Source organism: Diaphorobacter caeni (genome assembly GCF_015354245.1).
Lineage (GTDB): Bacteria > Pseudomonadota > Gammaproteobacteria > Burkholderiales > Burkholderiaceae_C > Diaphorobacter_A > Diaphorobacter_A caeni.
This window is the reverse complement of record NZ_JADKYZ010000002.1, coordinates 643,400-668,071: the sequence shown is the minus strand read 5'-3', so window position 1 is coordinate 668,071 and position 24,672 is coordinate 643,400. Positions and strand designations below refer to the sequence as shown.

Genomic DNA, 24,672 nt, shown 5'->3' with positions numbered 1-24,672 from the left:
GTTGTCTCTTATGTAAGCCATCTAGGGGTTTCTCGCTGAAAGCGAAGACTGCGCATTCATTGGCAGTGAGTTTGCGAGCATACAACTATCCCTTGGAGTGGCTCCGCCGGAACTATCGATCTACAAGCGGTGGACGGTGCTGGCAAGACGCTTTGCCTGGTTTTAACTTGAATTTTGACATGGTGAATCCGATAACGATGTTGGCCCGATACTTGCTAATCCTTTTTTCTTTGCTTACATCGATAGTTGTTGGTGCACAGGCTGCAGAGCCTCCGAAACGATTCGGAATGGTGGTTGAGTCGGAATACGATGCAGCCGGGCAAAAAATTTCGTTGCGTGGTTGGGTGGTGACCGGCGTTAATGGTACGGACTTGCCAACGATGGACATGTCGATTCGCGGCGAGAGTTTTACGGGGGCGGATGTTCGATGGAGCGAGCGAGCAGATCTCACGCCCGAGAATCCCGCCACTGGTGGACAGTACGGCGCCGGGTTCAGTTGGGATGTCAAGCTTTCGAAGGCCCCTTCACCCGGTATTCATTCCTTTCGGGTATCGGCGACCTATCCAGATGGGGCAAAGCTCTCTTTGGCCAGCCCTGATGCGGGTGCGCCCTTCGTGGTGGTACAGACGATTCGAGAACGGCATTGGTGGATTCTTGCGGTAGTCGTGATCGCCGCGGGCGTCATCACGTATTTGGGACGCAAACGTACAAATCGCGGCGGGCGAACGACTTCCAAGTGGACGGTCGGCTGTGCCCCATTTGTATGGATTGGCGGTTTGTTCGCGTTGTTGGTTGCGTTCGGTGTTACAGGGTCGTCTTTGGGCTGGCTCCTGCAGGGCCCGTTTGGTCAGAGCATGCTGGATGTAAAAGGAAACACCAAGAGCGTGGTGTTTTCTCCTCGTGCTATTCGAGGCGACGAGTGGGGTGTTTTGATGCCCAACGTTCTTGCGCAGATCCATCACGATCCTCAGTTCCCGATCGTCAATTCAAACATTGGACTGGGCGGACAGAACATGGGTGTGATCGGAATGACTGGGGCGCCGGTAAAGCAATGGGCGGCTTTGGCCAGACCTGCCACTTGGGGCTACTTTTTGTTGCCGTTACGTCAGGCTATGAGTTGGCAGTGGCAACTCCCGTTTTGGGGTGGACTGCTTGCGGTGTGGTGCCTCCTGAATGTATTAAGACCCTCGCAACGGGGGCTCAATTTCGGGTTGTCATTTGCATTTTGTGTGGCACCGTATGCTGCGGCTTGGTCCAACTGGCCGCTATACGCGATCATGTTTCCCGCATTTGCCTTCGTCGTGCTGACTGGGTTGGTCAAGTGCACTAGCGTTGGCAAGGCGCTGATCATGGGGCTTATTCTGGGGTGGCTGCTCGCATGTTGGTTTCTTGTTCTTTATCCAGCATGGCTGATTGTGGTGGGTAGTCTGCTGGTTTTTGTCGGCATCGGATGGGCAATTGAAAATCGATCGCAACTGCGGTTCGGTGCAGCTCAGTTCATGGGCGTTGTGGTCGCGCTGGCGGTACTTGGCGCGTTGCTTGGGAGTTGGTGGTTGGACACGCGTGATGCTGTTGCAATCATGCAGGCCACGGAGTATCCAGGTAGACGTGGTTCATTGCCTGGCGGAGATATGTCTTGGTGGTGGAGTTTGCGAGGTTACAACAATGCAGAAGTTGTGTTGCGTCTGCCAGGTCCTGTGACGAACGAGTCAGAGGCGAGTTCTTACTTCATTCTTCCCTTTGCGTTGGCAACAATCTGCTTGGTGCATCTTTTGCGTCGACATAGCAGGCGCTGGATTGTTCTCGCTAGCGCTGCCTTCATCGCCTGCTATTGCATTTACGTATTTGTGGGATTCCCGATCTGGCTCGCCAAGCTTACGCTGTGGGGGAACATGCCCACTGGCCGTATGGAAGTCGGATTGGGCTTGGCGATCACGGTTATTTTCGCTTTAGTGGCTGGATTCGCAGGTGAAGCAGGGGCCCTTCTGTCGAAGAGTCGTGGCACTTTAGTCTTCCCGATGGTCATGACAATTGCCAGCGGTATTCTCATCGCGGCAGCCCTGACCCATACACCCTTAATGATCATGCCCGGTGGAAGCGTCGTGTTTACTGCGGCGATGGTCATCGGAGGCGTTGCAACCTGTTGGTGGCTACTGAGAAATCGCATGCGAGAAGCAATATCTATGTTGATCGTCATGCATTTGCTGACCAGCCTCGCTTTCAATCCTATCGGTCGAGCGCCTAGAGATATATCACTTGCAGACGGCAATCGCCCGTTCGTGATAGACGCTTCAAATCCTTCGCGTGCGCGGCGCACGGTGGTCATGAACGGGGATGGCATTGGTCCACTGACCCTTGCTGCGGCTGGCGTACCTATCTCCAACGGGGTGCTCTACTACCCGCACAAGGTGTTTTGGGAAAAAATGGGATTGTTGGCCTCCGAATGGCCGGAAGTGAATCGTTACCAGCACTTGGGCTTCTATTTGGATTCGGGCGTGACGGAGGCCAGAGGCTACATTGTGGGTGCCACTTCTGTCGATCAGGTTCATGTTCACGTGAATCCGCAAAGTTTTGATTTCTCCAAAACTGGAGCAGAGCGTGTTGCCGTCCTCGCTGACAGCGAGCAACTGTTGCGATCAAATCCAAGTTTGACTTGGCTCGGAGAGTTCAGAAACTTGCACTGGTTTGCAGTGAAGCCAAGCAAGAATTCACAGTGAAGCTTCAAGCTATGGCTGCGCTCCATAGATACTTTGGAGCGAATGCCATAGCGAGTCTGGGAATCAACTGGCCTGCAACGCCAACCCCGCATGCTCGCGCAACGGGTGGAAGTGAATCTTCGGAAACCGCTCCTGCGCCAGTCGCACGTCGTAAGGGCTTGTGCATAGATACGCCAGCGTATCCGCCGCATCGCGCGCCATGCGCAACGGATAAGCGTTTTCAAACTCGCGCAGTTCTGCAGGTGTATCCGCGGTGATCCAACGCGCACCGGTGTATTGGCAACCTTCCAATCGGATGTCGCAGTCGTATTCGGTGTTCAGGCGGTGCTGGACGACCTCAAACTGCAGTTGACCGACGGCGCCCAGCAGCATGTTGCCGCCGGCCTCGGGTTTGAATACTTGGATTGCGCCTTCTTCGCCGAGCTGCATGAGGCCTTGCTGCAGTTGCTTGGTGCGAAGTGGGTTTCTGAGCACGACCGTCATGAACAATTCGGGCGCGAAGAAGGGCAGGCCGGTGAATTGGAGGTTCGGGCCGTCGGTGATGGTGTCGCCGAGTTGCACGCCGCCGTGGATGGTGAAGCCGATGATGTCGCCCGCGTAGGCTTCTTCCACGGCCTCGCGGCGTTGGCTCATGAAGGTGACGACCGACGTGGGGCGCAGTTCCTTGCCGGTGCGCTGCACCTTCATCTTCATGCCGTGCGTGAACCTGCCGGACGCCACGCGCACGAAGGCGATGCGGTCGCGGTGGTTGGCGTCCATGTTGGCCTGCACTTTGAACACCACGCCAGAGAAGTTCGAGTCTTCGGGCTGGATGATCTTTTCAACAGGTTGCTTGTTGACCAGCAACGTGCTCTTGCGTGGGCCGGGAGGGGGTGACATGTCGACGACCGCGTCCAGCACTTCCATCACACCGAAGTTGTTCACGCCGGAGCCGAAGAACACGGGGGTGAGCTTGCCTGCGAGGAAGGCCTCGTGGTCCCACTCTGCTGAGGCGCCCACGGCGAGTTCCATGCTTTCCAGCGCGTCGTCGAATGCCTTGCCGAAGCGCTCGCGCAGCCTGTCTGCCTCGCTGAGGGGAATGGTCTCGAATTCCTGCGGGCGTTTTTCGCTGCCGGGCGAGAACACGGTCATGCTCTGCGTGCGCAGATTGATGATCCCGCCGAACGACTTGCCCTGTCCCACCGGCCAGGTGATGGGGCAGCAGGGCATGCCGAGTTCGCGTTCGACTTCGTCGAGGATGTCGAGCGGGTCGCGCACTTCGCGGTCCATCTTGTTGACGAAGGTGATGATGGGCGTGTCGCGCTGGCGGCAGACCTCGATAAGCCGGCGGGTCTGCGCTTCCACGCCGTTGGCTGCATCAATCACCATCAGTGCCGAATCGACGGCCGTGAGCACGCGGTAGGTGTCTTCCGAGAAGTCCTTGTGGCCAGGGGTGTCGAGCAGGTTGATGACGTGGTCACGGTAGCTCATCTGCATCACGGAGGATGCGACCGAGATGCCGCGCTGTTTTTCGATTTCCATCCAGTCGGATGTGGCGTGGCGGCTGGCCTTGCGGCCCTTGACGGCACCGGCGATCTGGATCGCGCCCGAGAACAGCAGCAGCTTTTCCGTAAGCGTTGTTTTACCGGCGTCGGGGTGAGAAATGATGGCAAAGGTGCGGCGGCGCCGGGTTTCGGGGGCGTATGTCAAGGGGAAATCCAGAGAAGACTGTCAGGAGAGCGCGGGTCTCATCTTGTGAAACCTCGGCTGATAAGGGTATTTTACAGAGACGCGCGAAAACCAATCAGGGTCGCTGTCTTGTCCTGCATGCGCTGATTTTCAGCGTGGCCTCGCATTGGGAGTCGTCACGAGTTTTGCATTCGCAAATAAACGGGGAACAAGGCCAGAGGCAGCGTGAAAAACAGCAGCAAATACCGATATTCACCGGCCGGTGCTGATACGAAAACGGCGCTCAGCTTGTGGGCTGCCGTTCATTGAAGGAAGGGGCGCTGCTCATCTTGCGTATGAGCGGGATCGATGCCACCTGTCTGTCTAAAGGGCGGAGGGCGATTGTGAGGGGATATGCCCCGCAGTCCCCAATGCATGCGTCTTGGGCGCACAATTTGGGTAGATTTGCCATTTCTCCTAGCTTCCAATGACCTGCCCCGAGGCCGATGACGCGCAGCCAGCGCTTGAGCAGCCACAACCCGCATCACGCGCCGATGTCCATGATGTTCCTGTCGGCACAGGGATTCAACGCGGCTCCCCAGAATATCGCCGCGTCAGTCTTGCTCTGTTTCTCGTCGGCTTCGCCACCTTTTCGCTGCTGTATTGCGTGCAGCCGCTGTTGCCTGAATTCGCGGCCACGTTCGGCGTGAGCTCTGCGCAGAGTGCGCTGGCGCTGTCGTTGACCACGGCGAGTCTGGCGGTGTCCATCGTCGTGGCGGGTGCGTTGTCCGAGGGGCTGGGGCGGCGTCGACTGATATTTGTGTCGCTGGCGCTTGCGGCACTGTGCAATCTGGCGGTGTCGTTTCTGCCGCAGTGGCATGCGCTGCTCGCGGCGCGGTTGCTTGAAGGGATTCTGCTCGGCGGGGTGCCTGCGGTGGTGATGGCCTACCTGTTCGAGGAAATCGATCCCAAGGGGCTGGGATTCTCGATGGGGCTGTATGTGGGCGGTACGGCGTTTGGCGGCATGGCGGGGCGGATCGGGACCAGCGTGCTGACGGATTACTTCGGCTGGCGGCATGCGCTTGCGGCGTTGTCGGTGCTGGATCTTCTGCTGGCGTTCGGTTTCATCTGGCTGCTGCCGCCGTCGCGCAACTTTGTGCGCAAGTCCGGGTTGGGCGCGGCTTATCACCTCAGGGCGTGGGCGCAGCATCTGCGGCACGACGGGCTGCTGTCGCTGTTCATCATTTCGTTCGGGTTGATGGGCGTATTCGTCAGCATCTACAACTACGCGGGCTTTCTGCTGAGCGGCGCGCCGTATCGGCTCAGCCAGGTGCAGATCAGCTATTTCTTCTACGCCTACCTGTTCGGTATCTTCGCGTCGCCGCTGGCCGGGGCGTTTGCGGATCGCGTGGGGCGCGGCAGGGTGTTGACCGTCGGCGCGGCGGTCATGGCGGCGGGCGTGCTCAGCACGATGATCGGCCATCAGTTCACGAGTCTGGCGCTGATCGTGCTCGGCATCGTGCTGATCACCGCCGGGTTCTTCATCGCGCATTCAACGGCGAGCAGTTGGGTGGGGCGCATGGCGACGCAGAACAAGGGGCACGCCTCATCGCTCTATCTTTGGAGCTACTACATGGGCTCGAGCATTCTTGGCGCGGGGGCGGGCTGGTTCCTCGATCACATGGGCTGGAACGGCGTGGTGCTGATGGCGCTCGCCGTGCTGGCCGTCGTGTTCTGGTTTGCGTGGCGCGTGCAGCGGCCGGCGGAAAAGCCTCAGGCATCGGCATCTTGACGCGATCTTGATACCGCCCGCGTCATTCTCAACCGGCTCTTGACGCGGTCATTTCTACAGTTCCTCCATCGCAATCCGCCGCCCTCATTCCGATGGGCGGTACGGGAGGAAATCATGTTGTGGACTCTGAGCTGGACCGACTGGATCGCCATCGCGGCGGTGGTCGGTCTTTTCGCCTATCTTGGCTATGCGCTGGTGCGCCCGGAAAAATTCTGAGGAGCCGCGCGATGCTGGATGTCGTTTATGTCGCCGTGACCGTGGCCTGCTTCGGCGGGATGCTCGGGTTGATCGCCGCGTTGGTGCGTCTTTGATTTCAAGGAGAAGCACTCATGTGGATGGTCTGGTTGGAATATGCGTTGGTGCTGCTCATGGTGGGCGCGCTGACCGTGGTGATGGGCAAATGGCTGGCCCATTGTTTTACGGGCGAATCGCACTGGTTCATCGAGCGCTGGAGCTACCGCGCCATCGGCGTGAACCCCGACGATCGCATGGACTGGAGGCGCTACGGTGTGGTGCTGGTGGCCTCCAACGCGTTCATGATGCTGCTGGGCTACCTGCTGCTGCGTCTGCAGGTGAGTCTGCCCCTTGGCGATCTGGGCAATGCGGCGCAGACGCCCGATCTGGCGTTCAACACCGCCGCTTCCTTCATCACCAACACCAACTGGCAGTCGTATGCCGGAGAGGCCAGTCTTTCCAATGCGACGCAGATGGTGGTGATCACCTTTCTGATGTTCGCGGGTGCCACTACCGGCGTGGCTGTGGGAGCGGCCTTTGTGCGCGGACTGGCTCGTACCAGCGCCAAGGATCTGGGCAACTACTGGGTCGACTACGTGCGCGTGCTGTGGCGCGTGATGCTGCCGCTGTGCTTCGCGGTCGCGCTGTTCTACGTATGGCAGGGCGTGCCGCAGACGCTGACCTCGCAGGTCGCAGCGACGACGCTGGAAGGCACTGCGCAGAACATTCTGATGGGCCCGATTGCCAGCCTTGAGAGCATCAAGCACATCGGTACCAACGGTGGCGGCTTCTTCGGCATGAATGCAGCGCATCCGTTCGAGAACCCAACGCCGCTCACCAATATCGTGCACATCTTTTCAATGCTGCTGATTCCCGCCGCACTGACCTATGCATTCGGATCGATGCTGCTGCGTCGCCGTCAAGGCTGGGTGCTGTTCGGTGCCTGCATGGTGATGTTCATCGGCTTTTTGGCGCTGACGTTCCATGCCGAGCAAAGCGGCAGCGATCTGCTGGCGCGCGGCGGTGCGGACCAGACGCTTGCCTCCACGCAGCCGGGCGGCAACATGGAGGGCAAGGAGCTGCGTTTCGGGATTGCAGACACAGCGCTGTTCGTGACCACGACGACCGCGGCGACCACCGGCTCGGTGAACGCGATGCACAGCTCGCTCACGCCGCTGGGCAGCATCACGCCGCTTGCGCTGATGATGCTCAATTGCGTGTTCGGTGGCGATGGCGTGGGCATCATCAACCTCATTCAGTACGCGATCCTCACCGTGTTCGTGGCGGGAATGATGATCGGCCGCACGCCGGAGTTTCTCGGCAAGAAGATCGAGGCGCGCGAGATCAAGCTGGTGATGCTGGCGGTGCTGGCGCATCCGGCCTGCGTGCTGGGCTTCACCGCGCTGGCGGCCGTCTGGCCGGATGCGGGAGCGAGCCTCGCCAACCACGGGCCGCACGGCTTTTCCGAAATTCTTTATGCGTACACATCAGTCACGGCCAACAACGGCTCCGCCTTTGCGGGTCTGAACGCCAACACGCCGTTCTTCAACACGACTTTGGGTCTTGCCATGCTGTTCGGCCGTTTCCTCACGATGCTGCCGATGCTGGCCGTGGCCGGGAGCCTGGCCGCCAAGACCACGGTGCCCCCGGGCCCCGGCACCTTCCCGACGGCGACGCCGCTGTTCATGGGACTTCTGGTGTTCGTGATTCTGGTAGTGGGCGGTTTGACGTTCTTGCCATCGCTGGCTCTGGGTCCGGTGGTCGAGCACCTGCAGATGCTGGCGGGCAAGCTGTACTCGTGAAGCAAGTGGCTCACGCGCAGCAGGTATTTCAAAGTCTGGGATTGTTGGGCGAAGCGGTCAGGGCCCTTCGCAGGAGAGTGTCATGGGCACGTTGGTTCAAACGAATATCGCACAGGAGTCTGCTCCTTATCGGCGGACGGGATGGAGACAGACCATGGGGCAGTGCGTCCGCGCGGCGGTGGCGCTGTGTCTGGTGACCGGGCTGGCTTATCCACTCGCCACGACGGTGGTGGCGAACTGGGTATTTCCCCACCAGGCGAAAGGCAGCCTGATAACGAAGAATGGTCAGGTGATCGGCTCTTCCCTGATCGGACAGAACTTCACCCAAGCAGGCTACTTTCAAGGCCGTCCGAGCGTGACGAGCGCGCCGGACCCCAAGGACCCGGCAGCAACGATTGCAGCGCCCTACAACGCCGCGCTGGCGGCCGCGAGCAATCAGGGCGTGACCAGCAGAACCTTGGACTCGGTGGTGGCCGAGCGTGCACTGGCCTATCGCACGCTCAACGGATTGGGCGCGCAGGACCGGGTGCCGGTCGACGCGGTCACTGCATCCGCGTCCGGGTTGGATCCGCACATCTCGGTCACGAATGCGCGGTTGCAGATCGAGCGCGTCGCCAAGGCGCGTGGTTTGAATGATGCGCAGGTCTCCGCACTGGTGGAGCGCCACATCACGCCGCGCGATCTGTGGCTGCTGGGGGAGCCGCGCGTGAACGTGCTTGCGCTCAATCTCGCGCTCGATGACAACGAGCGCGATAACAAGAACAAGGAATGAGCATCATGTCGAGAAAATCTACGTTGCCGCTGTTCGAAGCAAGACTGGCACGCGATGCGCTGTGGGATTCGGTGTGCAAGCTTACGCCGCGTGCGCAGTGGCGCAACCCGGTCATGTTCGTCGTCTACCTGGGCGCGATCCTGACCACGCTGCTCTGGATCCAGGCGCTGCGCGGGCAGGGCGAAGCATCCGCAGGTTTCATTCTGCTGATCTCGCTGTGGCTGTGGTTCACCGTGCTGTTCGCCAACTTCGCGGAGGCGCTGGCCGAGGGGCGCAGCCGCGCGCAGGCGGCGAGTCTGAGGGGCATGAAGCGCAACACGGTCGCCAAGCTGCTGAGCAAGCCGCAGTTCGGTGCGCAGTGGACACCCGTGCCCGCCAACGAGCTGCGCGCGGGTTCGGTGATACTGATCGAGGCGGGCGATACCGTGGCGTTGGATGGAACGGTGCTTCAGGGTGTCGCGTCGGTCGATGAAAGCGCAATCACCGGCGAATCCGCACCTGTGATACGCGAAGCCGGAGGTGACTTCTCTTCGGTCACCGGCGGCACGCGGGTGCTGTCGGATTGGCTGGTGGTGCAGATCACGGTGAACCCCGGTGAATCGTTTCTGGATCGCATGATTTCGATGGTCGAATCGGCCAAGCGCCAGAAGACGCCCAACGAACTCGCGCTGTCGATCCTGCTGGTCGGCCTGACGCTGGCGTTCATGATGGTCATCGTCACGCTCAGTCCATTCTCGGCATTCGCCGTGGCGCAGAGCGGATCGGGTGCGGTCGTGGGACTGACGGTGCTGATCGCGTTGCTCGTGTGTCTGATTCCGACCACCATCGGTGGCCTGCTCTCGGCCATCGGCGTCGCCGGCATGAGCCGCATGATGCAGGCGAACGTGATCGCCACTTCGGGCCGTGCCGTGGAGGCCGCGGGCGACGTGGACGTGCTGCTGCTCGACAAGACCGGAACGATCACGCTCGGCAACCGCCAGGCGAGCGAATTTCTGCCCGCGCCCGGCATCTCGCCAGCGCAACTGGCCGACGCCGCGCAGATGGCGTCGCTGGCCGACGAGACGCCCGAAGGCCGCAGCGTGGTGGTGCTGGCCAAGGAAAGGCATGGCCTGCGCGAGCGCGAGTTGAGCTCGTTGAACGCGACCTTTGTGCCGTTCACCGCGCAGACGCGCATGAGCGGTGTGGACATGCGCGACGGCACCGGACCGCGTGCGTTGCGCAAGGGCGCGGCCGATGCGGTGCGCAAGCATGTCGAGGCGCTGGGAGGGCAGTTCCCGGCAGGGGTGCAGAAGATCGTTGACGAGGTCTCGCGCCGCGGCAGTACGCCGCTGGTGGTGGCGGACAACGCGCGCGTGCTCGGCGTGATCGAGCTGAAGGACATCGTCAAGCACGGCATCCGCGAGCGCTTTGCGGAGCTGCGCCGCATGGGCATCAAGACGGTGATGATCACCGGCGACAACCCGCTCACCGCAGCGGCGATTGCGGCCGAGGCGGGGGTGGACGATTACCTTGCCGAGGCACGCCCCGAAGACAAGCTGCAGCTCATCCGCTCCCAGCAGGCGGCGGGCCGATTGGTGGCGATGACCGGTGACGGCACCAACGATGCGCCCGCCCTAGCGCAGGCCGACGTGGCCGTCGCGATGAACAGCGGCACGCAGGCGGCCAAGGAGGCGGGCAACATGGTCGATCTGGACAGCAATCCGACCAAGCTCATCGAGGTGGTGGAAACCGGCAAGCAGATGCTGATGACGCGCGGTGCGCTCACCACGTTCAGCGTGGCGAACGACGTGGCCAAGTATTTCGCGATCATCCCCGCCGCGTTCGTGGGCACTTATCCGCAGCTCGCGGCGCTGAACGTGATGGGGCTGCACAGCCCGGAGTCCGCGATCCTGAGCGCCGTGGTTTTCAACGCGCTGATCATCATCGCGCTGATTCCGCTGGCCCTGCGCGGCGTTCCTTACCGAGCCGTGGGCGCCGCCGCGCTGCTGCGCCGAAACCTGCTGATCTACGGCGTGGGTGGATTGATCGTGCCGTTTGTGGGCATCAAGCTGATTGATATGTTTGTCGCTTCCATCGGTCTGGTCTGATCCGGTCGGTGCTACGCTTGTCCGGATATGCCGAACTTATCCAGCACTCATCCTGATGGCGGCGATTCGCGCCCAGACCCCGATGCGCTGGTGGCGCGGCTGCAGCAGGAGCGGGCGAGCGCGCATCGCGGCAAGCTGCGCATCTACTTCGGGTCGAACGCGGGCGTGGGCAAGACCTACGCCATGCTCTCGGCGGCGCAGCGCGAGCGGCAGGCGGGGCGCTCGGTGCTCGTGGGGCTGGTGGAAACGCATGGCCGCTCGGAAACCGCGCAACAGCTGCACAACCTGGAGCTGCTGCCGTTGGCCGAGGTGCCGTATCAGGGAAAGCAGCTCAGGGAGTTCGACATCGATGCGGCGCTCGCGAGGCACCCGGACGTGCTGTTGCTCGACGAACTTGCGCACAGCAATGCGCCGGGCTCGCGCCATCCCAAGCGCTGGATGGATGTGGACGAACTGCTCGATGCGGGCATCGACGTGTGGACCACGCTCAACGTCCAGCATCTGGAGAGCCTGAACGATGTGGTGAGAGGGATCGTCGGCATCAAGGTGCGCGAGACGGTGCCCGATCAGATCTTTGACGATGCCGATGAAGTGGTGATGGTGGACATCTCGCCCGACGAGTTGCTCAGGCGGCTCAAGGAAGGCAAGGTCTACCAGCTTGAACAGGCGGAGCGCGCATCTCAGCATTTTTTCCGGCGCGGCAACCTGCTCGCGTTGCGGGAGCTGGCGCTGCGCCGCACGGCCGACCGTGTGGACGATGACATGCGTGATTACCGGCGCGAGCGTTCCATCGGCAATGTCTGGCCCACGCGAGAGCGGCTCCTGGTGGGGGTGGGCGGACGTGCGGGAGATGACGCGCTGGTGCGACAGGTGGCGCGTTTGGCGCGGCGGCTCGAGGCGGACTGGGTGGTCGTCTACGTGGATGCGCCGCAGCGCCAGCACCGACCGCGCAGCGCCCAGGCCGCCGTGCTCAAGACGCTGGCGCTGGCCGCCAGACTGGGCGCGGAGACGGCCACCATTCCCGGCGCCGATGTAGCCGAGGCGCTGGTCCACTTTGCGCGCGAGCGCAATGCCAGCCATCTGGTGCTGGCGCAGGTGCCGCTTGCCGCGTGGTCTCCCATGCGCTGGTTGGCGCGCAGCATGCCGGATCGCATCGCGCAGCTCGATTCCGGGCTCGACGTGCTGGTGCTTTCGACGCGGGTGCATTCCGAGCCGCCGACGGTGTCGGCCGCAGCTGCGCCCGGCACACGGCGTGCGCCGGTGCGCTGGGCCGCATACGCGGGTGCGACGGCGGCCTGCCTCGCGGGTACGCTGGTGGCGGAGCTGCTGCTGCGGGTTTTCGATCCTGCGAATGTGGTGATGCTGTTTTTGCTCATCGTCGTGCTGTCGGCGCTGCGTTGGGGACGCGGGCCGGGAGCGTGGGCGGCGCTGCTGGCGGTGCTCTGCTTTGATTTCTTCTTCGTGCAGCCGCGCGGCTCGTTCAACATCGCGGACACGCAGTACCTGTTCACCTTCGCGCTGATGCTCGGCGTGGCGCTGGTCTGCGGCCAACTGATGGCGCGGCTCAGGCACGAGGCGCAGGTCGCGGCCGAACGCGAGCGCCGCGCCGGTGCGCTCGCGCGTCTGGCGCGTGATCTGTCAGGTGCGCTCACGCAGGAGCGGATTGCGGAGATTGCGCTGGGCACCATGTCGGGCGTGTTCGACGCGAAGGCCGGTCTGCTGCTGCCGGATCTGGATGAAAAGCTCCATGCCGCGCCCGGCAGCGCGAGCAGCATGGACGCGAGCCTCGCGCGTTGGGCGATGGAGCACGGGCAGATGGCCGGGCGCGGAACGGACACGCTCGCGGCCGCGAATGCGCTCTATGTGCCATTGCTTGCACCTGTGCGCGGGCGCGGCGTGCTGGTGCTGGAGCTGCGCTCGCCAGAGCGCCTAGAAGTGCCCGAAGAGCAGCGCCTGCTGCAGGCCTGCGCGAGCCAGATCGCGCTGGCGCTCGAGCGGGTGCACTTCGTCGAGATCGCGCAGCACACGCAGGTCGCGATGGAAGGCGAGCGCATGCGCAACACGCTGCTGTCCGCCGTGTCGCACGATCTGCGCACGCCGCTTACCTCGATTCTTGGCGCGGCCGACGTCGCGCAGCGCCATGCAAGTTCCGGCGTCACCTTCGACATGGTGCGGCAGATCCAGCGGCAGGCCGTGTCGATGCAGCAGCTCGTCGACAACCTGCTCGCGATGGCGCGGATGCAGCAGGGCGGTGTGCACCTCAAGCGCGAATGGTGGCCGGTGGAGGATGTGATCGGCAGCGCGCTGCATCAGTTGCGGGATCGGCTGGTGGAGCATCCTGTCAGGACGGAGCTCGAGCCCGGCATGCCGATGGTGCGGCTCGATGCGGTGCTGATGGAGCGGGTGCTGGTGAATCTGGTGGACAACGCGATCAAGTACACGCCGGTCGGAACGCCGATCCGCGTGTGGGCGCGCACCGGCGCATCGCAGTTGCTGCTCAGCGTGGAGGATGGCGGCCCGGGGCTGCCTGCGCACATGAATCCGCAGGAGGTCTTCGAGCCCTTCACGCGCGGCGCGCCGGAGTCGTCGGTGTCGGGCATTGGTCTCGGGCTCACGCTTGCGCAGCGCATCGTGCAGGCGCATGGCGGAGACATCGATGTGGAGCCCGCCGTGCCCGGCCCGGGCATGGCGTTCACCGTCCGCATCCCGCTCGAGGTGCCGCCCGCGATGGACGACATGCCCCTCGCACCATAATTCCAAGTTGGCCGTTTTGCTTATTTCAGATCCGCACAGCCCACTACCATGAACCAAGCCACGCCCCGCATCCTGCTCGTCGAAGACGATTCGGGCATTCGCCGCTTCGTGCGGCTGGCGCTCGAGGACGAGGGCTGGCAGGTGTTCGAGGCCGAGACCGCCAGGCGCGGACTGATCGAGGCGGCCAGTCGGCAGCCCGACGTGGTGGTGCTCGATCTGGGCCTGCCCGATGCGGATGGCAAGAGTGTGATCACCGAGCTGCGTTCATGGTCCGCCGTGCCGGTGCTGGTGTTGTCCGCACGCGAGCGCGAGGAAGAGAAAGTGGCCGCGCTTGATGCGGGCGCGGACGACTATCTGACCAAGCCGTTCGGCGTGCCCGAGCTGATGGCGCGACTGCGCGTGCTGCTGCGCCGCGCGCAGCAGATGGCGACGGGCAAGGGCGGCGCGCCCACGAGCCGCACGCAGTTCGGCGACGTGCAGGTCGATCTCGCGACGCACGAGGTGACGCGCGCGGGCGAAGCGGTGCATCTCACGCCCATCGAGTTCCGTCTGCTCACCGCGCTGATCGGCGGGCAGGGCAAGGTGCTCACGCATCGCCAGTTGCTGCTGCAGGTCTGGGGGCCTGAATACCTCGATCGTGCGCACTATTTGCGGGTGCACATGGCCAATCTGCGCCAGAAGATCGAGCACGACCCGGCCCAGCCGCAGCATCTGATCACCGAGCTGCAAGTGGGTTATCGGCTCGTGGGGTTGGGGCACTGACGCGCTGCATTCCCGTATAATCCGCGTTTTCCGAGGAGCGTTGCAGCGCCAGTCAGGCGTGAGGCTCGGATCAACACATTGGCAACGACGCTCGCCCACGCTTTCTGTGCGGTGAGACGCAATCTCCTTTTTTGCTCCCCCAGAACGTGGTTTTTGAAATTCTCGAGTGGAGAAAGCAAACCATGGACACCAAGACACAAGACCGCGCGATTGCGGACATTTCGCTGGCTGACTGGGGCCGCAAGGAAATCAAGATCGCCGAAACCGAAATGCCCGGCCTGATGGCCATTCGCGAAGAGTTCGCCAAGGCGCAGCCGCTGAAGGGCGCGCGCATCACCGGTTCGCTGCACATGACCATTCAAACAGCTGTGCTGATCGAAACGCTGAAGGCTCTGGGCGCTGACGTGCGCTGGGCTTCCTGCAATATTTTCTCCACACAGGATCACGCCGCTGCAGCGATTGCCGCCACTGGCACGCCCGTGTTCGCCATCAAGGGCGAGTCGCTGGAAGACTACTGGGAATACACCCACGCGATCTTCGAATTCGGCCTCGCCAACACCGAAAGCGAAGGCCCGAACATGATTCTGGATGACGGCGGCGATGCCACCATGCTGATGCATCTGGGCAAGAAGGCCGAGAAGGATCAATCCGTGCTGGCCAACCCCACGAGCGAAGAAGAGCGCATCGTGTTCGCCGCGATCAAGGCCAAGCTCGCGCAAGACCCCACCTGGTACAGCCGCAAGAGCGCCAAGATCATGGGCGTGACGGAAGAAACCACCACCGGCGTGCACCGCCTGAACGAGATGTCCGCCAAGGGCACGCTGCTGTTCCGCGCAATCAACGTGAATGACTCGGTGACCAAGTCCAAGTTCGACAACCTCTACGGTTGCCGCGAATCGCTGGTGGACGGCATCAAGCGCGCTACTGACGTGATGATCGCTGGCAAGGTCGCTTGCGTGGCAGGTTACGGCGACGTGGGCAAGGGCTCGGCGCAGGCTCTGCGCGCGCTGTCCGCGCAAGTGTGGGTGACGGAGATCGACCCGATCAACGCCCTGCAAGCCGCGATGGAAGGTTACAAGGTCGTGACGATGGAATACGCCGCCGACAAGGCCGACATCTTCGTGACCACCACCGGCAACAAGGACATCATCCGCCACGAACACATGGCTGCGATGAAGGACCAGGCCATCGTCTGCAACATCGGTCACTTCGACAACGAAATCGACGTCGCTTCGATCGAGAAGTACCAGTGGGAAGAAGTGAAGCCGCAAGTCGACCAGATCACTTTCCCCGACGGCAAGAAGATCACGCTGCTGGCCAAGGGCCGTTTGGTGAATCTGGGCTGCGCTACCGGCCACCCCAGCTTCGTGATGTCGTCTTCGTTCGCAAACCAGACCATCGCGCAGATCGAACTGTTCACCAAGCCTGATGCTTACGAAGTTGGCAAGGTGTATGTGCTGCCGAAGATCCTCGACGAAAAGGTGGCCCGTCTGCACCTGAAGAAGGTCGGCGCGATGCTGACCGAGCTGACCGACGATCAGGCTGCCTACATCGGCGTGGCGAAGACTGGCCCCTACAAGCCAGACACATACCGTTATTGATCGATGGTGGGGTGGTCACTCGTTTGGGGGCCACCCATACAGTCCTTCATGCGTCGTTGCGAAGCCTTGTCTACCCACTGGGTATGTCTGCGGCTTCGGCGCCTGGCCTGAAGGGCTGTCTTGGCGGCTGCGATGGGTTCGTGTGCTCTGAACTCTTCGCATGCCGTGGCTGCGCTCTTGTGAGCGCAGAAGACAAATCGCTGTGATTTTGGAGGCGCCATGCGCGCAGATGTTTACCTCGTAGAAAAAGGCCATGCCACCACGCGTTCGCAGGCCCAGCGCTTGATCGCAGCCGGTGTCGAGTGGCGCCTGGCACCTGGGCTGCCCTGGAACAAGGTGGCCAAGAATGGCGACGATATTCCAGAGATGGCCGAGGTGCAGTTGCTGGATGCGGCGGAGGCCAAGTACATCTCGCGCGGCGGTCTCAAGCTCGAAGGCGCGCTGACGGCCACGGGCCTCAAGGTCGCGGGCCTGCGCTGTCTCGATGTGGGGCAGAGCACGGGCGGCTTCACCGATTGCCTGCTGCAGCAGGGCGCCGTGCAGGTCATCGGCGTGGACGTGGGCCATGCGCAGCTGCATGAACGTCTGCGCAGCGATGCGCGCGTGGTCTGCGTCGAGGGGCTGAATGCACGCTCGATGACGGCGGACTCGTTGCGCGATGCATGCGAGGACGCGCTCAGCGAGATCGTTGAGGAAGAAGAAGACAACGACACGCAGCCGAGCGCGCCCTATGCATGGATGCGCAATGGCGGGCTGGTCGATGACGACTATGACGACAGCGACGATGCCAAGGAACAGGACATCGAGGACTTCAAGGCCGAGCGCGCCGCAAAGGCCAAGGCGAAGGTCGACGGTTCGATGCCGGTGCAGCGCAAGCGCCGGGAAGGCTTGGATAACGTGGACATCACGCCCGAGTTTGATTTCATCACGGGCGACGTGTCGTTCATCTCGCTCACGCTGATTCTTCCCGCTCTGGTGCCGCTGCTCAAGGCCAAGGGCCAGCTGCTCATGCTCGTCAAGCCGCAGTTCGAGCTGCAGCCCGGCCAGGTCGGCAAGGGCGGCATCGTGCGCGATCCGGCGCTGTATGGCGAGGTGGAGCAGCGCATCCGCGATTGCTGCCAGACCGTGGGTCTCAAGGTCGAGAAGTGGATGGACAGCGCCATCGAGGGTGGCGACGGCAATCGCGAGTTTTTTGTTTTGGCAAGGAGAGGGAAATGAGTCAGGAACAAGTACGGAACAGGCTGCCGGTCAGCTTTGAATTCTTTCCCCCCAAGACCCCCGAAGGTGCGCAGAAGCTGCGCGGCGTGCGTGCGCAACTCTATGAGCGCAAGCCCGAGTTCTGCTCGGTGACCTATGGCGCCGGGGGCTCCACGCAGGAAGGCACCTTCAACGCGGTCAAGGAAATCCTGGCCGAGGGCGTGGATGCGGCTTCGCACTTCTCGTGCATCGGCGCGACGCGCGACAGCGTGCGCGAGCAGCTTGCGCTGCTCAAGGTGATGGGCGTGCGCCGCCTCGTGGCGCTGCGCGGCGACCTGCCAAGTGGCTACGGCATCGGCGGCGAGTTCCACTACGCCAGCGATCTGGTGTCCTTCATCCGTGAAGAGACCGGCGACTACTTTCACATCGAGGTGGCGGCCTACCCGGAAGTGCATCCGCAGGCGCGTTCTGCCGAAGCCGATCTGAACGCCTACGCCACCAAGGTGAAGGCGGGCGCGGACTCGGCGATCACGCAGTATTTCTTCAACGCCGATGCGTATTTCCGCTTCGTCGATGACACCCGCAAGCTTGGCGTCGATGTGCCGGTCGTGCCGGGCATCATGCCGATCCTGGGCGCGTCGCAGCTCATGCGGTTCTCGGATGCCTGCGGCGCCGAGATTCCGCGCTGGATTCGTCTGCGCCTGCAGGGCTATGGCGATGATGTGGAGAGCATCCGTGCGTTTGGTCTGGATGTGATCGCGAACCTTTGCGAGCAGCTGATCAAGGGTGGCGTGCCGAGCATCCACTTCTACACGATGAACCAGAGCGCAGCGACGCTCGAGATCTGCAAGCGCATCGGCATATAAGCAGACTTGATGCGCTGACGCAAACTCCACGCCGAGGGCTGCGGCGTGGAGGTCTGGCGGGGTGACAATTCCTTTCGTTTTTCACTCCGCGCAAGACCTGCAAGCGAGTGGCAAGAGCCGACTCCAGCCGTAACCGAATCATCACAATCTTCGGTACGGAGCGCCCGTTTTTCAGAGGGGGAAAGCGTGCGCGGGGAACTTCGGGCGGCTCAGAAGGCTCGATCTCAGGATGTATGTAAAGTTAGACCAAGCGCAAAGACTCATCGTATGCTTGCAGGCGAGGACGCCCGCTGAACCTATCCAACTTCCATCCAGTTTCCATCCATTTCCCGGGCGATGTGAATGAACAGCGTCAACCGGAAAGACATCCCACTGATCATCGCGACCACCGCGCGCGCACCGCTCCACCGCTTCATCAAGGCGGGCGGCAGCCTGTTGCTGGGCGTGTTGCTCGCGGGCTGTGCGGTGCAGCCGACGGCAGTCGCCCCCTCCGACACGACGCCTGACTCGACGGTCCATGCCAAGGCGGATGCGGCGGTGCCTTCGCCGGTCGCTCCCGCAGAGACCGTGGCTCCCACGGTGACGCTGCGGCCACGCTGGTCCGAGCGAACATGGAGCGGGCCACCCGCTGCGGTGGAGGTCAACAAGGGCAGCGTGACGCCCTATCCCGGCGAGCCCGAAAGCGGCGAAGGCGTGACAGCCTATGGCGCTGGCCTGCGCCCGCCCGTGGACCGCAGTGCTTCGAAGCCGCGTGACGAAGATGACGATGGCGATGTGGATGACGTCGACACCTCCATCCCGGGCGTGCTGATCGACAAGGGACTGGCGTCCTGGTACGGCGGTCAGTTCCATGGCCGGCTCACGGCCAACGGCGAGCGCTTTGACCGCGAGGACATGACGGCCGCGCATCGTACGCTGCCCTTCGGCTCCAAGCTGTGCGTGCGCAACATTTCCACCGGCAAGACGGTGATGGTGCGCGTCAACGACCGTGGCCCGTTCGCGCCGGGTCGGGTGATCGACCTGAGCCAGGGCGCGGCGCGGGAGTTGGGAATTCAGGGGCTCGGCATCAAGCAGGTGGAGCTGTGGAAGCTGCACAAGGGCAGCGATTCCTGCCCCGACGCATTGCTGACCGCCGAGGAGCGCAGCGAACGCGGTGGGCGGAAAGTCGTCTCGCGCATGCCGCTGGCCGAGGTCAGCGCGTCGGCGAAGGTGTCTGCGCGATCGGCGAACAAGTCGTCGGGCCGCACTGCACAAAAACACCCACATCAGGCCGCGGGCAAGGCGTCGGGCAAATCGACGGCACGCAAGCGCTGACGCGCTCGCCGGTCACGCTCCCGACTTGCTCTCGAATCGCTCCGGAGTCAGCCGCCCGACTCGAGCGTCTGCGTCGCGTTGCGGTCTTGGGCGAGCAGCTCGACCATCTGCGGCAGCGCCTTCTGCATCTCGGCCTTGAGGGTGAACGGCGGGTTGATCACGAACATGCCGCTGGCGGGCAGGCCGGGGCGCTTCTCGCCCATGGCGACGCCGCTGAGCTTGCTGGACTTGACGGTCAGCGTGGCGTGCAGCCAGGACTTGCCGGCCTTGACGGCCATGGTCTTCAGGCGACGCGGCAGATCATGCGCCTCGGGGCGCGGAATGATCGGATACCAGACGGCGTAAACACCCGTCGGGAAGCGCTTGAGCGAATCATCCACCATGTCGAGCACGCGGCCGTAGTCGGTCTTGAGCTCGTAGCTTGGATCGCACAGCACCAGTGCGCGCTTGGCCGGTGGTGGCAGGAATTTCTTGATGCCCTCGAAGCCGTCTTCCTGCAGCACCGCGATCGCGCGGCCCGCTTCAAGCTGGGCCACGTTGGCCTTGAGCGTGCGGGTGTCGGTGGGGTGCAGCTCGAACAGCTTGAGGCGGTCGCGATCCCGCTCGCTCATCAGGTGCTGCGCGATGAAGGGCGATCCGGGGTAGACCTTGTGCGAGTTGCCGTTGTTGAACGACTGGATCACGTCCACATAGGCCTGAAGGGCGGGGGTGAGATCCTTGGCGTCGAAGAGGCGCTGCACGCCGTCGACGGCTTCGCCGCTGGTCTCGGAAAACTCACTGTCCAGTCGATACAGCCCGGCTCCGGCGTGCGTGTCGAGCACGGTCAGAGCGGTCTCTTTTTGCGTGAGATATTGCAGGATGCTGATCAGCACCGTGTGCTTGAGCACATCGGCGTGGTTTCCTGCGTGAAAGGCGTGTCGATAACTGAACATCGCTGGAGTTTACGTCCCAGTGGGAAGGTGCACGTCTTGCGTCATGAAAAACCGTTGAAATAGGCCGGCGGGCCGGTTCGTTGCAAAATGTGTGGTTTCCGTCACGAAAACACGGTTTCTACCGGAGTATGGTTTTTGCAACCTCGGATGAAAATTCGCCGTTTGTGTCGGCATGAATGCCCTCTGTCCGGCAAACATGCTCTAACCTCTGATACTCGAATATTCTTGACAACGCGTCACCCCACCTGATTGTCCATGTCCGAAATTCCCGGCTCCCGTCTTCCAAGCACCGTCGACCATGTCGATGCACTGCCCGTGGGTGTGCGCCTCGGGGAGTTCGAGATCGTGGGGCTGCTCGGCGTGGGCGGGTTCGGGATGGTGTACCAGGCATTCGACCATTCCCTGCTGCGCTTCGTCGCCATCAAGGAATACATGCCGACGTCGCTGGCCGCGCGCGCCAACGGGCGCACGCTGTGGGTACGTTCCTCGTCGGACGAGCCGTCGTTTCAGGCCGGTCTGGCCTCCTTCGTCGACGAGGCGCGGCTGCTCGCGCAGTTCGATCATCCCTCGCTCGTGAAGGTCTTCCGCTTCTGGGAGGCCAACCAGACCGCCTACATGGTGATGCCGCTGTATGCCGGCATGACGCTCAAGCAGGCCCGCACGCACATGCGCACGCCGCCGTCGGAGGAGTGGCTGCGCAAGGTGATCTGGTCGGTCTGCAACGGGCTGCGCGTGCTGCACGAGGGCAAGACGCTGCACCGCGACATCTCGCCGGACAACATTTTTCTGCAGGACAACGGCCCGCCGGTGCTGCTCGATCTGGGTGCCGCGCGCTTCGCCATCGAAGACCGCGACCAGAAGCACACCGCCGTGCTCAAGGTGAATTACGCTCCCATCGAGCAATATGCCGATGCGGACAGCGACCTCAAGCCCGGCCCGTGGAGCGACATCTATTCACTGGCCGCCGTGATCTACGGCGTGATCTGCAACGACGTTCCCTTGCCCTCGACGCTGCGCTCCATCCGCGACCGCATGGTTCCGTTTGGCCGCGTCGCGCGCACGGTGCGCAAGCAGTTCGGCATTGAGTATTCGCCAGCGTTCGTGGAAACGATCACCAAGGCGCTGTCGCTGCAGCCGCGTGACCGTCAGTGGACGGTGGACGCCTTCCTCGAGCAGATGGGGCTGACCACGGCACCGGCCCATCTGGACAAATTCGACTTCCGCGCCGACCTCGGCGAAAACTGGATCGACCCCAAGGCGCAGGTTCGCAATGACGCGTCGATTCTGGAGGGCCTTGCCGACTCCGCAGAGCCGGCGGCCTCCCAGCCTGCCGACGCCGCGCACGGCGCCAAAGACTCGGCCAAGGACTCAGCCAATGGGGGCCGCCGCAATACCGACCACCTGGTCACGGTGCTGCATGTGCCCGGATCGGGCAAGCCGGAACCCGCGCACAGATCGCGCGACGAGGCGCCGGAGACCGAGTTCCAGGACACCGTCGTCCGTGCGATGGATGACTTTCAGGACTCGGTGGCCGAGCCATTCAATCCGTTTCAGCCCACGAAGATCGTCGATCCGAACGGCAAACCGCCTCTGGCTGCCGCCGCTTCCAAGGCCCGCAACGGCACTTCAGCCAAGAACGGGAAATCCAAGTCCCCGTCCAGCCGGCGGCAGGCGGCCGTTGGCCGCACCGGCGGAGCGCGCCGCGCCTTGATGCTGTCCGCCGCCCTCGCGGTGCTGGTGGGTGGAGCGGCGGCTTGGTATTTGATGACGCAGACGGCCCCGGTGCAGCAGGCGGTGGCGCAGCAGTCCGTGGTGATTCCGACGCCCGAAGAGGACATCATCACCGAGCTGGCGGAGCCACCGGAGCAGGCATCCTCGGCGGCCAGTGAGGCGACCCACCTGGCGTTGGCCGCCGCGAGCGAAAGCGCGGCGGCTGCTTCGGCGATGCCGGTGGCAGTGGCAGTGGTCAAGGAGCAAAAGCCCAAGGTCGCTCCGGTGAAGAAGCCGGTGGAAGCGGTGGTGCATGAGCCCGCCCCGGCGGCGCCCGCTCCGGCACCCGCGCCCGTTCAGGTGGCGGCCGCCTCGCAGGCCGCTCCCGTCAAGCGCGTGAATCCGGAAGATGCTTGCTCGGGTGCTGGATTCCTTGCCAAGCCCATGTGCGTGCACAACCAGTGCCAGCAACCGGGCATGGAGAGCCATCCCGTCTGCGTGGAGAGCCGACGCAAGCGCGAGGAAGAGCGCCGCCAGCGGCAGATGTACAGCCAGTGAGCTTTCGCGCGGCCGCAGCCAGGCCGTTGTTTTGCCGCGTCGTTGCACGCCGCTTGCGCACCATGGCGCCAAATTTGTATAATGGTTGGCTTTGCAGCGATTCATAGGTCCCGCGGCAAAGGGTTCTGAAGTCGCGCCGAGAGGCTGGACTCCAGGGCGATACCACCTAAGAGGCTTCCATCAGAGTTGCACCGACCGTGGAAAAGGACCACCCAAACCACTTCTCCATTGAAAAGAGAAACTCATGACTACTACTTTCAGCGCAAAGCCCGCTGAGGTCGTGCACGAGTGGTTTGTGATTGACGCCACCGATAAGGTGCTCGGACGGGTAGCCAGCGAAGTTGCCCTCCGTCTGCGCGGCAAGCACAAGGCCATTTACACGCCTCACGTTGATACCGGCGACTACATCGTCATCATCAACGCATCCAAGCTCAAGGTTACCGGCACCAAGTCGCTCGACAAGGTGTACTACCGTCACTCGGGCTTCCCAGGCGGCATCACTGCCACCAACTTCCGTGACCTGCAAGCCAAGCATCCTGGCCGCGCGCTCGAGAAGGCCGTCAAGGGCATGCTGCCCAAGGGTCCTCTGGGCTACGCCATGATCAAGAAGCTCAAGGTGTATGGCGGCGAAGAGCATCCTCACACCGCACAACAGCCTAAAGTGCTGGCCATCTAAGGAGCCTTGAATGATTGGTGAATGGAACAATGGCACCGGCCGTCGCAAGTCCAGCGTCGCCCGCGTGTTTCTGAAGAAGGGTTCCGGCAAGATCACTGTGAATGGCAAAGACATTCAGCAGTTCTTCGGCCGTCAAACCTCCATCATGATCGCTAAGCAGCCTCTGGTGCTCACCGACAATGTCGAGTCTTTCGACATTCAAGTGAACGTGCACGGTGGTGGCGAATCCGGTCAGGCCGGCGCTACACGTCACGGCATCACCCGCGCGCTGATCGACTATGACGCGTCGCTGAAGCCTGTGCTGAGCCAAGCTGGCTTTGTCACACGTGATGCACGTGAAGTCGAGCGTAAGAAGGTCGGTCTGCACTCCGCACGCCGCGCCAAGCAGTTCTCCAAGCGTTGATCGCTTGTTGTTGTCGGGCCTTGGTTCGACAGCTGCTTTCACAAAAAACCGCCTTCGGGCGGTTTTTTGTTGGCTGTCTTTTGCCGAAGCCTTCGGCTTCGACTGGCTGGTCGTTTTGAGGCGGTGAGATAGCCCCTCATGCGTCGTTGCTCGCCCTTGCCGTACGAGAGTACTGTCAGCGGGCGAGACGCCTAGCCTAGGGGGCTATCTCACCGTTGTGTGGGCGGGGTGGGCTCTCGCTGCGCTTCGTTGATCGGTCGGCCTGCGGCGCTGTGCGTTGTTGCCGATTTCCGTTTTCATTTCAATGCCCACAACGGGTTTGGCGTCAAACCACATTTCCGATGCATTTACTCGCCCATTGCAGTAGCATCTCCCCTATATATTGCTATACGAGGGTCTCATTCCATGAGCGCAGTTGCAGAAAACATCACCACGACCGAAATGCCCGCACCGATCGTCTTCACCGACAGCGCCGCTGCCAAGGTGGCGGATCTGATCGCCGAGGAGGGCAATCCGGACCTGAAGCTTCGCGTGTTCGTGCAGGGCGGCGGTTGCTCGGGTTTCCAATACGGTTTCACGTTTGACGAAATCACCAACGAAGACGACACCACCATGACCAAGAATGGCGTGTCGCTGTTGATCGACGCGATGAGCTACCAGTATCTGCTGGGCGCGGAAATCGATTACAAGGAAGATCTGCAGGGCGCGCAGTTCGTGATCAAGAATCCGAACGCGACGACGACCTGCGGTTGCGGATCGAGCTTCTCGGTGTAATCGTCGCATCGGGCTCCGGCCTGAACGCGAAAGCCGCCCTTCGAGGCGGCTTTGTTTTTTCTGGAAAGCGCCTT

At 62.4% G+C, this 24,672-nt stretch carries 18 protein-coding genes and 1 riboswitch; of the genes, 16 read left to right on the top strand and 2 right to left on the bottom strand.

Features of this window, described 5'->3' with window-relative positions:
• Nucleotides 1-179: 179 nt before the first annotated feature.
• Complete coding sequence (locus ISG32_RS06875; RefSeq protein ID WP_194770249.1) at nt 180-2,717, top strand: DUF7657 domain-containing protein; 2,538 nt, start codon at nt 180-182, stop codon at nt 2,715-2,717.
• A gap of 63 nt (nt 2,718-2,780) precedes the next feature.
• On the opposite strand, the gene ISG32_RS06870 is transcribed toward ISG32_RS06875, so the two are convergent.
• Nucleotides 2,781-4,406: a peptide chain release factor 3 gene (locus ISG32_RS06870; protein WP_194770248.1), complete on the bottom strand. Its 1,626-nt coding sequence runs from the start codon at nt 4,404-4,406 to the stop codon at nt 2,781-2,783.
• A 445-nt stretch (nt 4,407-4,851) separates the two neighbouring features.
• On the opposite strand from ISG32_RS06870, the gene ISG32_RS06865 reads away from it, so the two are divergent.
• The 11 genes from ISG32_RS06865 to ISG32_RS27830 all read left to right on the top strand — a co-directional run bounded on the left by ISG32_RS06865 (nt 4,852) and on the right by ISG32_RS27830 (nt 19,545).
• A complete protein-coding gene (locus tag ISG32_RS06865) occupies nt 4,852-6,156 on the top strand; it encodes an MFS transporter (protein ID WP_194770247.1) in 1,305 nt (434 codons plus the stop codon).
• A 114-nt stretch (nt 6,157-6,270) separates the two neighbouring features.
• Complete coding sequence (gene kdpF, locus ISG32_RS06860) at nt 6,271-6,372, top strand: K(+)-transporting ATPase subunit F (RefSeq protein ID WP_194770246.1); 102 nt, start codon at nt 6,271-6,273, stop codon at nt 6,370-6,372.
• A 113-nt stretch (nt 6,373-6,485) separates the two neighbouring features.
• On the top strand, nt 6,486-8,192 hold the full coding sequence (kdpA, locus tag ISG32_RS06855; RefSeq protein WP_194770245.1) for a potassium-transporting ATPase subunit KdpA: 1,707 nt from the start codon (nt 6,486-6,488) through the stop codon (nt 8,190-8,192).
• A gap of 154 nt (nt 8,193-8,346) precedes the next feature.
• Nucleotides 8,347-8,964, top strand: coding sequence for a potassium-transporting ATPase subunit KdpC (gene kdpC, locus ISG32_RS06850; protein ID WP_228529626.1), 618 nt, complete (start codon nt 8,347-8,349; stop codon nt 8,962-8,964).
• 5 nt (nt 8,965-8,969) lie between these two features.
• The gene (gene kdpB / locus ISG32_RS06845; protein WP_194770243.1) at nt 8,970-11,051 is read left to right on the top strand and encodes a potassium-transporting ATPase subunit KdpB; all 2,082 of its coding nucleotides are present in this window, start codon (nt 8,970-8,972) and stop codon (nt 11,049-11,051) included.
• Between the two features lie 27 nt (nt 11,052-11,078).
• Complete coding sequence (locus ISG32_RS06840) at nt 11,079-13,805, top strand: sensor histidine kinase (RefSeq protein ID WP_194770242.1); 2,727 nt, start codon at nt 11,079-11,081, stop codon at nt 13,803-13,805.
• Between the two features lie 48 nt (nt 13,806-13,853).
• Entirely contained in the window at nt 13,854-14,567 is a 714-nt protein-coding gene (gene kdpE / locus ISG32_RS06835; protein ID WP_194770241.1) for a two-component system response regulator KdpE, read from the top strand.
• Nucleotides 14,568-14,593: 26 nt separating this feature from the next.
• Nucleotides 14,594-14,667, top strand: a riboswitch (S-adenosyl-L-homocysteine riboswitch).
• Nucleotides 14,668-14,749: 82 nt separating this feature from the next.
• Nucleotides 14,750-16,168 carry an adenosylhomocysteinase gene (gene ahcY, locus ISG32_RS06830; RefSeq protein WP_194770240.1) on the top strand — a complete coding sequence of 473 codons (1,419 nt, stop codon included), beginning with the start codon at nt 14,750-14,752 and terminating at the stop codon, nt 16,166-16,168.
• 219 nt (nt 16,169-16,387) lie between these two features.
• The gene (locus tag ISG32_RS06825; protein ID WP_194770239.1) at nt 16,388-17,386 is read left to right on the top strand and encodes a TlyA family RNA methyltransferase; all 999 of its coding nucleotides are present in this window, start codon (nt 16,388-16,390) and stop codon (nt 17,384-17,386) included.
• Complete coding sequence (metF, locus tag ISG32_RS06820; protein ID WP_194770238.1) at nt 17,383-18,231, top strand: methylenetetrahydrofolate reductase [NAD(P)H]; 849 nt, start codon at nt 17,383-17,385, stop codon at nt 18,229-18,231. The genes ISG32_RS06825 and metF overlap by 4 nt, the downstream gene beginning before the upstream one ends.
• A 342-nt stretch (nt 18,232-18,573) precedes the next feature.
• Nucleotides 18,574-19,545, top strand: coding sequence for a septal ring lytic transglycosylase RlpA family protein (locus ISG32_RS27830; RefSeq protein ID WP_194770237.1), 972 nt, complete (start codon nt 18,574-18,576; stop codon nt 19,543-19,545).
• Nucleotides 19,546-19,592: 47 nt separating this feature from the next.
• Here ISG32_RS27830 and ISG32_RS06810 read toward each other — a convergent pair whose 3' ends face one another.
• Nucleotides 19,593-20,477 carry a 23S rRNA (adenine(2030)-N(6))-methyltransferase RlmJ gene (locus tag ISG32_RS06810; RefSeq protein WP_194770236.1) on the bottom strand — a complete coding sequence of 295 codons (885 nt, stop codon included), beginning with the start codon at nt 20,475-20,477 and terminating at the stop codon, nt 19,593-19,595.
• A 255-nt stretch (nt 20,478-20,732) separates the two neighbouring features.
• Here ISG32_RS06810 and ISG32_RS06805 point away from each other — a divergent pair, with 255 nt between their 5' ends.
• From ISG32_RS06805 to erpA, 4 genes are all read left to right on the top strand, one after another.
• Nucleotides 20,733-22,745, top strand: a complete 2,013-nt coding sequence (locus ISG32_RS06805; RefSeq protein WP_194770235.1) for a serine/threonine protein kinase — start codon at nt 20,733-20,735, stop codon at nt 22,743-22,745.
• A 244-nt stretch (nt 22,746-22,989) separates the two neighbouring features.
• Nucleotides 22,990-23,421, top strand: a complete 432-nt coding sequence (rplM, locus tag ISG32_RS06800) for a 50S ribosomal protein L13 (RefSeq protein ID WP_194770234.1) — start codon at nt 22,990-22,992, stop codon at nt 23,419-23,421.
• Between the two features lie 10 nt (nt 23,422-23,431).
• Nucleotides 23,432-23,824, top strand: coding sequence for a 30S ribosomal protein S9 (gene rpsI, locus ISG32_RS06795; protein WP_194770233.1), 393 nt, complete (start codon nt 23,432-23,434; stop codon nt 23,822-23,824).
• 405 nt (nt 23,825-24,229) lie between these two features.
• Nucleotides 24,230-24,598, top strand: a complete 369-nt coding sequence (gene erpA / locus ISG32_RS06790) for an iron-sulfur cluster insertion protein ErpA (RefSeq protein WP_166308726.1) — start codon at nt 24,230-24,232, stop codon at nt 24,596-24,598.
• The last annotated feature ends 74 nt before the right edge of the window (nt 24,599-24,672 follow it).

Bases quoted from the DNA above. Each gene is read 5' to 3' on its own strand.
- erpA (WP_166308726.1), top strand. From the start codon at position 24,230: ATGAGCGCAGTTGCAGAAAACATCACCACGACCGAAATGCCCGCACCG.
- kdpB (WP_194770243.1), top strand. From the start codon at position 8,970: ATGTCGAGAAAATCTACGTTGCCGCTGTTCGAAGCAAGACTGGCACGC.
- kdpA (WP_194770245.1), top strand. From the start codon at position 6,486: ATGTGGATGGTCTGGTTGGAATATGCGTTGGTGCTGCTCATGGTGGGC.
- kdpE (WP_194770241.1), top strand. From the start codon at position 13,854: ATGAACCAAGCCACGCCCCGCATCCTGCTCGTCGAAGACGATTCGGGC.
- ISG32_RS06865 (WP_194770247.1), top strand. From the start codon at position 4,852: ATGACCTGCCCCGAGGCCGATGACGCGCAGCCAGCGCTTGAGCAGCCA.
- metF (WP_194770238.1), top strand. From the start codon at position 17,383: ATGAGTCAGGAACAAGTACGGAACAGGCTGCCGGTCAGCTTTGAATTC.
- ISG32_RS27830 (WP_194770237.1), top strand. From the start codon at position 18,574: ATGAACAGCGTCAACCGGAAAGACATCCCACTGATCATCGCGACCACC.
- rplM (WP_194770234.1), top strand. From the start codon at position 22,990: ATGACTACTACTTTCAGCGCAAAGCCCGCTGAGGTCGTGCACGAGTGG.
- ISG32_RS06840 (WP_194770242.1), top strand. From the start codon at position 11,079: ATGCCGAACTTATCCAGCACTCATCCTGATGGCGGCGATTCGCGCCCA.
- ISG32_RS06875 (WP_194770249.1), top strand. From the start codon at position 180: ATGGTGAATCCGATAACGATGTTGGCCCGATACTTGCTAATCCTTTTT.
- rpsI (WP_194770233.1), top strand. From the start codon at position 23,432: ATGATTGGTGAATGGAACAATGGCACCGGCCGTCGCAAGTCCAGCGTC.
- ISG32_RS06805 (WP_194770235.1), top strand. From the start codon at position 20,733: ATGTCCGAAATTCCCGGCTCCCGTCTTCCAAGCACCGTCGACCATGTC.
- ISG32_RS06825 (WP_194770239.1), top strand. From the start codon at position 16,388: ATGCGCGCAGATGTTTACCTCGTAGAAAAAGGCCATGCCACCACGCGT.
- kdpC (WP_228529626.1), top strand. From the start codon at position 8,347: ATGGGGCAGTGCGTCCGCGCGGCGGTGGCGCTGTGTCTGGTGACCGGG.
- ahcY (WP_194770240.1), top strand. From the start codon at position 14,750: ATGGACACCAAGACACAAGACCGCGCGATTGCGGACATTTCGCTGGCT.
- ISG32_RS06810 (WP_194770236.1), bottom strand. From the start codon at position 20,477: ATGTTCAGTTATCGACACGCCTTTCACGCAGGAAACCACGCCGATGTG.
- kdpF (WP_194770246.1), top strand. From the start codon at position 6,271: ATGTTGTGGACTCTGAGCTGGACCGACTGGATCGCCATCGCGGCGGTG.